This is a genomic window from uncultured Clostridium sp. (assembly GCF_900547735.1).
Lineage (GTDB): Bacteria > Bacillota > Clostridia > Lachnospirales > Lachnospiraceae > Otoolea.
Window position 1 is genome coordinate 60,560 of sequence record NZ_URHZ01000022.1, and the last position, 6,935, is coordinate 67,494.

5 protein-coding genes are annotated in these 6,935 nt (G+C 50.9%); all 5 read right to left on the bottom strand.

Annotated elements, in window-relative coordinates:
* Positions 1-158 precede the first annotated feature (158 nt).
* Complete coding sequence (locus tag QZT18_RS09280; protein WP_294146977.1) at positions 159-1,376, bottom strand: type II secretion system F family protein; 1,218 nt, start codon at positions 1,374-1,376, stop codon at positions 159-161.
* Between the two features lie 11 nt (positions 1,377-1,387).
* Complete coding sequence (locus QZT18_RS09285; protein WP_294146978.1) at positions 1,388-2,446, bottom strand: type IV pilus twitching motility protein PilT; 1,059 nt, start codon at positions 2,444-2,446, stop codon at positions 1,388-1,390.
* 3 nt (positions 2,447-2,449) lie between these two features.
* Entirely contained in the window at positions 2,450-4,153 is a 1,704-nt protein-coding gene (locus tag QZT18_RS09290; RefSeq protein WP_294146979.1) for a GspE/PulE family protein, read from the bottom strand.
* A gap of 410 nt (positions 4,154-4,563) precedes the next feature.
* Positions 4,564-6,060 carry a glycerol kinase GlpK gene (gene glpK, locus QZT18_RS09295; protein ID WP_294146980.1) on the bottom strand — a complete coding sequence of 499 codons (1,497 nt, stop codon included), beginning with the start codon at positions 6,058-6,060 and terminating at the stop codon, positions 4,564-4,566.
* Positions 6,061-6,105: 45 nt separating this feature from the next.
* Positions 6,106-6,672, bottom strand: a complete 567-nt coding sequence (locus QZT18_RS09300) for a glycerol-3-phosphate responsive antiterminator (RefSeq protein WP_125143768.1) — start codon at positions 6,670-6,672, stop codon at positions 6,106-6,108.
* Positions 6,673-6,935: the final 263 nt, after the last annotated feature.

A 6,935-nucleotide genomic window follows, 5' to 3' on the forward strand; every position in this document is an offset into this window, starting at 1 on the left:
TTATACACCATTCGACATCGTTTGCGTCAAATGATTTGCACTGTTTATAAATAATATACGTAAGACATTTTAACAAAACCACTGCCTTTTCATATTCATGCTCCGGATTTTTCAAGGCCGGTGAAAACCAGAGAAAATTCCCTCCAGCCATCCCAGCCCTACAAATTATCCACACTGCTGTACATAGTAAGCATCGGTGTAAATACGGCTGCAATAATGGCAATTACAATAAAAGCCATAAACACAATAACAAGCGGTTCCAATGCGGCCGCCGCCTGCTCGGTTGCGGCTGTTACCTCTTCCTCATAATACTCCGCCACCTTGTCGAGCATATTGTCAAGGCCGCCTGTTTCCTCGCCGATTCCCACCATGTGATATACCATAGAAGGAAAGACACCGCTCTCGCGCAGAGGCACCGAGAGCTGAATTCCGCGGGCCACCTGTTCTCTGGCATCGCTGACCGCCAGGCGGTATACGGTATTGTCCATTGTTTTCGCCGTGATTTCCAGGGCGTCGATGATTGGCACGCCTGCACCGAGTAAGGTGCTCAGGTTTCTGGAAAATTGGGCGCAGGCCGTTTTCTTTTTCAGCTTTCCGACCAGCGGGATTCTGAGCACCAGATTAGAGTAGACATAATCGCCGCTCTCCGTGCCTCCGTATGCCCTCAGTCCCATGACCACGGCAAAAACGCCTATAATTATTAGATACCAGTAACTGGTCACAAAATCACTCATTCCCATAACCGCCCTTGTAATCGCAGGCAGCTCGGCATCCATATCCGCAAACATCGCGGAGTACATTGGAACGATATAGACCAGCATGACGATAATGACAATCAGCGCCACTACCGACAGAATAATCGGGTAAATCATTGCTTTTTTAATGATATTGTTGAGTTTTGCCGTCTTCTCATAGTGGGAGGCCATCCTCTCAAAGGACAGGGACAGCTTTCCCGCTTCCTCTCCGGCCTGAACCAGGTTGACGAACATCGGAGGAAATACTTTTTCGTGATGCCGCATGCTCCCGGCCAGTGTGTCTCCCTTTTCCACGGAGGCTCTGGTCTCACGGATTGCTTCTTTGAGCAGTTTGTTGACCGTCTGCTCCTCCAGCATCTCCATCGCACGCACAATGCTGATGCCGGATTCGGTCAGTGTGACAAACTGGCGGCAGAAAATACTCATATCCCTGGGTTTTACACCCGGATTTAAAAACGGCAGTTCAAACTCTTTATCCCAGATGCTGGGAGGATCAATGGAAATAACGGTGTTTCCGTCGTTCTTTAAGACCGCCATTGCGTGGGGCCTGTCGGACGCCGTGATATTTCCTCTCTTTTCCTTCCCTGCCGGGGTAATAACGTGATAACGGTAATTCGCCATTCAGCGCCTCCTTAGTATAACAGGCGTTTTTCCATTGACGCCGGATCCACCGCGTAATCGACCAGCATCTTGCGGCTGATGATACCGGCGCGGTATTTCTCCAGGAGAGCGTCGTCCATCGTGATCATGCCGGACTTGCGGTTTGTCTGGATGATGCTTGGAATCTGATACGTCTTACCATCCCGGATCAGGCTCCTGACCGCCGTATTCACATGCATAACTTCGAATACACCGGTTCTGCCGCTTCCGTCCGATTTTGGCAGCAGTCTCTGGGAAATAACGGCCTCCATAACCATGGAGAGCTGTACCCTTATCTGGTCCTTCTGCTCGGCAGGGAACACGTCGATAATTCGGTCTATCGTCGATGCCGCGCCGATGGTATGCAGGGTGGAGAAAACGAGATGGCCCGTCTCAGCGGCCGTAATAGCCGTGCTGATAGTCTCCAGATCCCTCATCTTTCCTACCAGGATTACGTCCGGATCCTCCCTGAGGGCCGCGCGCAGCGCCGCCGCATAACTTCTTGTATCCAGGCCGATCTCCCTCTGGTTCACCAGTGATTTACTGTGGCGGTACAGATACTCGATCGGATCTTCCAATGTGATAATATGGTTTCTTCTTGTCTCGTTGATCCGTTGGATAATTGAGGCCAGGGTCGTGGATTTTCCGCTTCCCGTGGGGCCTGTTACGAGAACCAGCCCGCTGTTTTTCTGGTACAGATCAATGACGGACTGCGGAAGTCCCAGTGACTCCGGGGACGGAACCTCGGTACTCACGAGACGGAATGCGGCCGCCGTGGTGCCTCTCTGGCGGAACGCATTGACACGGAAACGTCCGAGTGCCGGGATTCCAAAGGAGAAATCCACCTCTCCCTTTTCTTCAAATATATTCTTCTGCCTCTCCCCCATGATACTCTCGACAAGGGCCTGTGTGTCGTTTCCCATCAGTCTGGGATAACCCTCCATCGCAATCAGGGCGCCGTTGACGCGGACCTGGGGAGGCACTCCTACCGTTATGTGAAGATCCGAAGCTTCCAGCTTCTTCGCCTCTCCTAAAAGTTCAGTCAAATCCATCGGTTAGTCCTCCTCGCTGGCAATCTTCTTCATCTCGTCGATCGAGGTGACGCCCTCTTTTACAAGGCGCACCGCGCTTCCTCTCAGAGTAACCATTCCTTGCTGCTGTGCAATCTCTTTTATTTTCGACGACGGCTGCATCTTAGTGATCGCCCACCTCAGTTCCGGTGTGACGGGCATCATCTCATAAACGGCGGTTCTGCCGAAATATCCGGTCTGGCTGCAAAGCTGGCATCCCACCGGATCATAAACCGTCAGCGGTTCATCTATGTCCACTCCCAGTTTTTCCTTCTCTTCCGAAGTTGCTTCCCTGCCTCTCTTGCAGCGGCAGAGTTTTCTTACAAGACGCTGTGCCACAACACCCACCAGGGCGTCCGCAATCAGGTATGGTTCAATTCCCATATTCAACAGTCTGGCAATACTGGCCGATGTGCTGTTGGTATGTAAAGTACTGGCCACAAGATGGCCGGTAATGGATGCCTGCACCGCGATTTCCGCAGTCTCGGGATCTCGTATTTCTCCTATCATGATGATATCAGGGTCCTGACGGAGGATGGAACGGAGCGCCGACGCAAATGTCATATCCGCCTTCGGGTTTACCTGTATCTGGTTAACGCCGTCTATATTGGCCTCGACCGGGTCTTCTACCGTGACAATGTTCACGGTCTCATTGTTCAGCTCGCTGAGGGCCGTATACAGGGTTGTGGATTTACCGCTTCCCGTCGGTCCTGTTACAAGGATAATTCCATGCGGATGCGCCAGCATCTGGTCAAAACGTCTCATGTCCTCGTCGTTTAAGCCAAGTTGCTTCTTATCCCTTGTCAGGTTCTCCTTGTTGGTAAGGCGCATTACAATCTTCTCACCGTAAACAGTGGGAAGCGAGGAAACACGGACATCATACTCCACATGGTCAATCTCCAGCGTGGTTCTGCCGTCCTGCGGTTTTCTCTTCTCTGAAATATCCATACCGGAAATAATCTTGAGCCTGGCAATGATGGCCGTATAAATCGACAGATCGTAGCTCATGGCCTCCACCAGGTTTCCATCAATTCTGAAACGGATCCTGATTCCTTCCCTCATCGGCTCAAAGTGGATATCACTGGCTCTCTGGCGCACGGCCTGCTCGATGATGGAACGCACCATCACTACAATCGGGGATGTGTCGGTCAGGGATGCCTCTCCTTTGGCCGCATCCCGGACGGCTTCGTCCCTTCCCTGCTCCTTCTTATACTGATCCGCAACCGCGATGACGGACTGACGGCCGAAATACCGGTCAATCTGAAATGCAATCTGGCTGCTGGTGCTGAGAACGGGGAGCACTTTAAAGTTGGTAATAATGGCAATGTCGTCGATCGCCATAAAATCCATGGGATCCGACATGGCGACGCGAAGCATATTCGGGTTGTCTTTGTCAAAACCAATGGGTATCAGGTTATATTTCTTTGCTATCGTCTCGTTGATTGTATAGACTGCGGCCTCATCCAGTTTCATATTGCGCAGTTCCACATATTCAATATGAAGCTGATCGCAGAGTATCTTTACAATGGCGAGCTCCGAGACAAATCCCATACTGATCAGCGTCTCGCCCAGTTTCGTCCCGCGAAGCCGCTGTTCCTTCAGCGCCCGCATCAGTTGATCCTCTGTAATAAGACCTTTTTGAACTAATAAATCTCCAAGGCGAATTCTTTTATTTGTAGCCACGTTCATTTCCTCCGTCCTGCAATGATACGAATCCTCCCGCCGGAAAGATTTTTTATTCGATAGGAAAGTTCAAAAACATTCCAATAGAATAAAAAAACTTTACTTGTTATGCAAGTAAAGTCTGGTGTCACGTCAGGCGCCTATGCCAACAAGTTTTAGGCCTGTATAGTTCCATTTTTCACTGCCTGATTATATTTGATCTATTGTATATAAAATACCATATTTCAGTTAAAAAGTCCACCGTTGAGCCCGTTAAATCGTAAATAAATCTTCAGAAATATTCATTTTTTTGTCAGAATTTGCCTTTAATGTGAATTACTTACAGATATGCCCTATGTCTTTCGGATGCGGACAGGGCGGCCATTGTATCCGGCCGCCCTGTCTTAGTTATATCTATTCAACTTTTTTTAAGGATATTAGTCTTCCTTGGCCCAGTTATAAGCGCATTTTACCGCCTTATTCCAGCCGCGGACCCTGGTTTCCCGCTCCTCTTTGCCAATCCCCGGTTCGAATATGCAGTCGATGGCCCAGTTTCTCATGACGTCTTCCGTGCTCTCCCAGTAGCCTACCGCCAGACCCGCCAGATAGGCGGCTCCCATGGCCGTTGTCTCCACGCACCGCGGACGCCTGACCGGAGCCTGAATGATGTCGGACTGCATCTGCATCAGCAGATTGTTGGCGCTGGCTCCTCCATCCACCTTGAGGGAGGTCAGCTCGATACCGGAATCCGCTTTCATCGCCTGAAGGACATCATTCGTCTGGTAAGCCAGGGATTCCAGCGTCGCCCTGATAATGTGATATTTGTTGACGCCGCGCGTAATTCCTACAATCGTGCCCCGCGCATACTGATCCCAGTGAGGGGCACCCAGACCGGTGAATGCCGGAACCACATAACAGCCGTTGGTATCTTTCACCTTGCCTGCCATATACTCCGAGTCGGCCGAAGAATCGATGAGCCTCATCTCGTCGCGCAGCCACTGGATCGCGGCGCCCGCCACAAAGATAGAGCCCTCCAGGGCATAATTCACCTTGCCGTCAATTCCCCAGGCAATTGTCGTAACAAGCCCGTTCTTTGAATAAACCGGCTGTTCCCCGGTATTCATCAGCATAAAACAGCCTGTTCCGTATGTATTTTTAGCCTCTCCCGGTTTGAAACACGTCTGTCCGAACAGAGCGGCCTGCTGATCTCCCGCGGCTCCTCCTATCGGGATCGGACCGCCGAAGAACTGGGGATCCGCCTCCCCGTAAACGAAGCTGGACGGTTTTACCTCCGGAAGCATGCACTTTGGAATATTCAGTTCTGCCAGGATCTCATCATCCCACTGAAGCGTCCTGATATTGAAAAGCATGGTTCTCGACGCATTGGAATAATCGGTCACATGGACTTTGCCGCGTGTGAGTTTCCAGATCAGCCAGGTCTCCACGGTACCGAAGAGCAGTTCTCCGCGCTCCGCCCTCTCCCTGGTTCCTTCCACGTTGTCCAGAATCCATTTGAGCTTGGTTCCTGAAAAATAGGCGTCGATGACAAGTCCCGTCTTCTGGCGGAAGCTCTCCGTCAGTCCTTTTTCCTTCAGGGAATCACAGTATTCGGAGGTTCTGCGGCACTGCCATACGATGGCGTGATATACCGGCTCTCCCGTGTTCTTATCCCAGACGATTGTCGTCTCCCTCTGGTTTGTAATTCCGATGGCCGCGATGTCGGACGCCTCGGCCCCGATTTTTGACATGGCTTCAACCGCCACGCCAAGCTGTGTGGACCAGATTTCGTTCGCATCGTGCTCAACCCAGCCCGGTTTTGGAAAATACTGCCGGAACTCTTTCTGAGCCGAGCTGCATATCTCCCCTTTTTCGTTAAAAAGAATACATCTGTTGCTGGTTGTCCCTGCATCCAGCGCCATTACATAGCCTGCCATAAAATAATCCTCCCCGTATTTTTTTCCGGAGCGGCCGGACATTGGTCAGATAAACCAGGTCTTTTGATTGGTGGAAGAGATGGCCGTGGCCCCCGCTTCGATTGCCCCGATGATATCGGCTTTGTCCGCAATCAGCCCGCCTGCAATGACGGGACATGAAACGAGTTTTGACACTTTCGTGATGATCTTCGGCATCAGCCCCGGAAGAATTTCCACCACATCAGGCTGCACGGCATGGTACTGTTTCCTGATATTGTCAAAAGCCATGGAATCAATGACGAAGAAACGGAACACCGTAACTAATCCCAGCTCCTTCGCACGCTTGACAATCGCCATCTTGGTGGAAATGATTCCATCCGCCATTGTCTCCTGTTTTATAAAGTCCACCGCCACTTCTTTGCCGGAAAGGCCCGCGACCAGATCGATATGTACCATCGCCAGCTTCCCGGCATCCTTTATCATCTTCACCATCTGGGGAATCCTGATCAGATCCCCATAAAGAATAAACACTATCTGACTTTCTGATTCAAGGCACTTCTTAAGCCCCTCATCATCCTTGACCGCCGCAATAACCGGACAATCGATTAGTATATCGTTAAATGCATTCCGCATCCTGTCTCCCCCGTCTTCTTTATCTTCTGCCTGCCCTGCCTCAAAGCACGGCCCGGAAACCCTATGTATATCTGCTATTTAAAGAAAAGAGCACTGTGATCGGCAGTGTTCTGCACTGTCAATAACCGGCTCCTTTCCTCTGGTAATATTCAATTTCACTCTAGCATATCGCTATGGCTTTGTCAATAAAGAGACCAGGCAGGCGGTTGGGATTTAGTTGAGGAATGAGAACGCCGCCGGGACGGTCGGGGTTCGGGATGGTG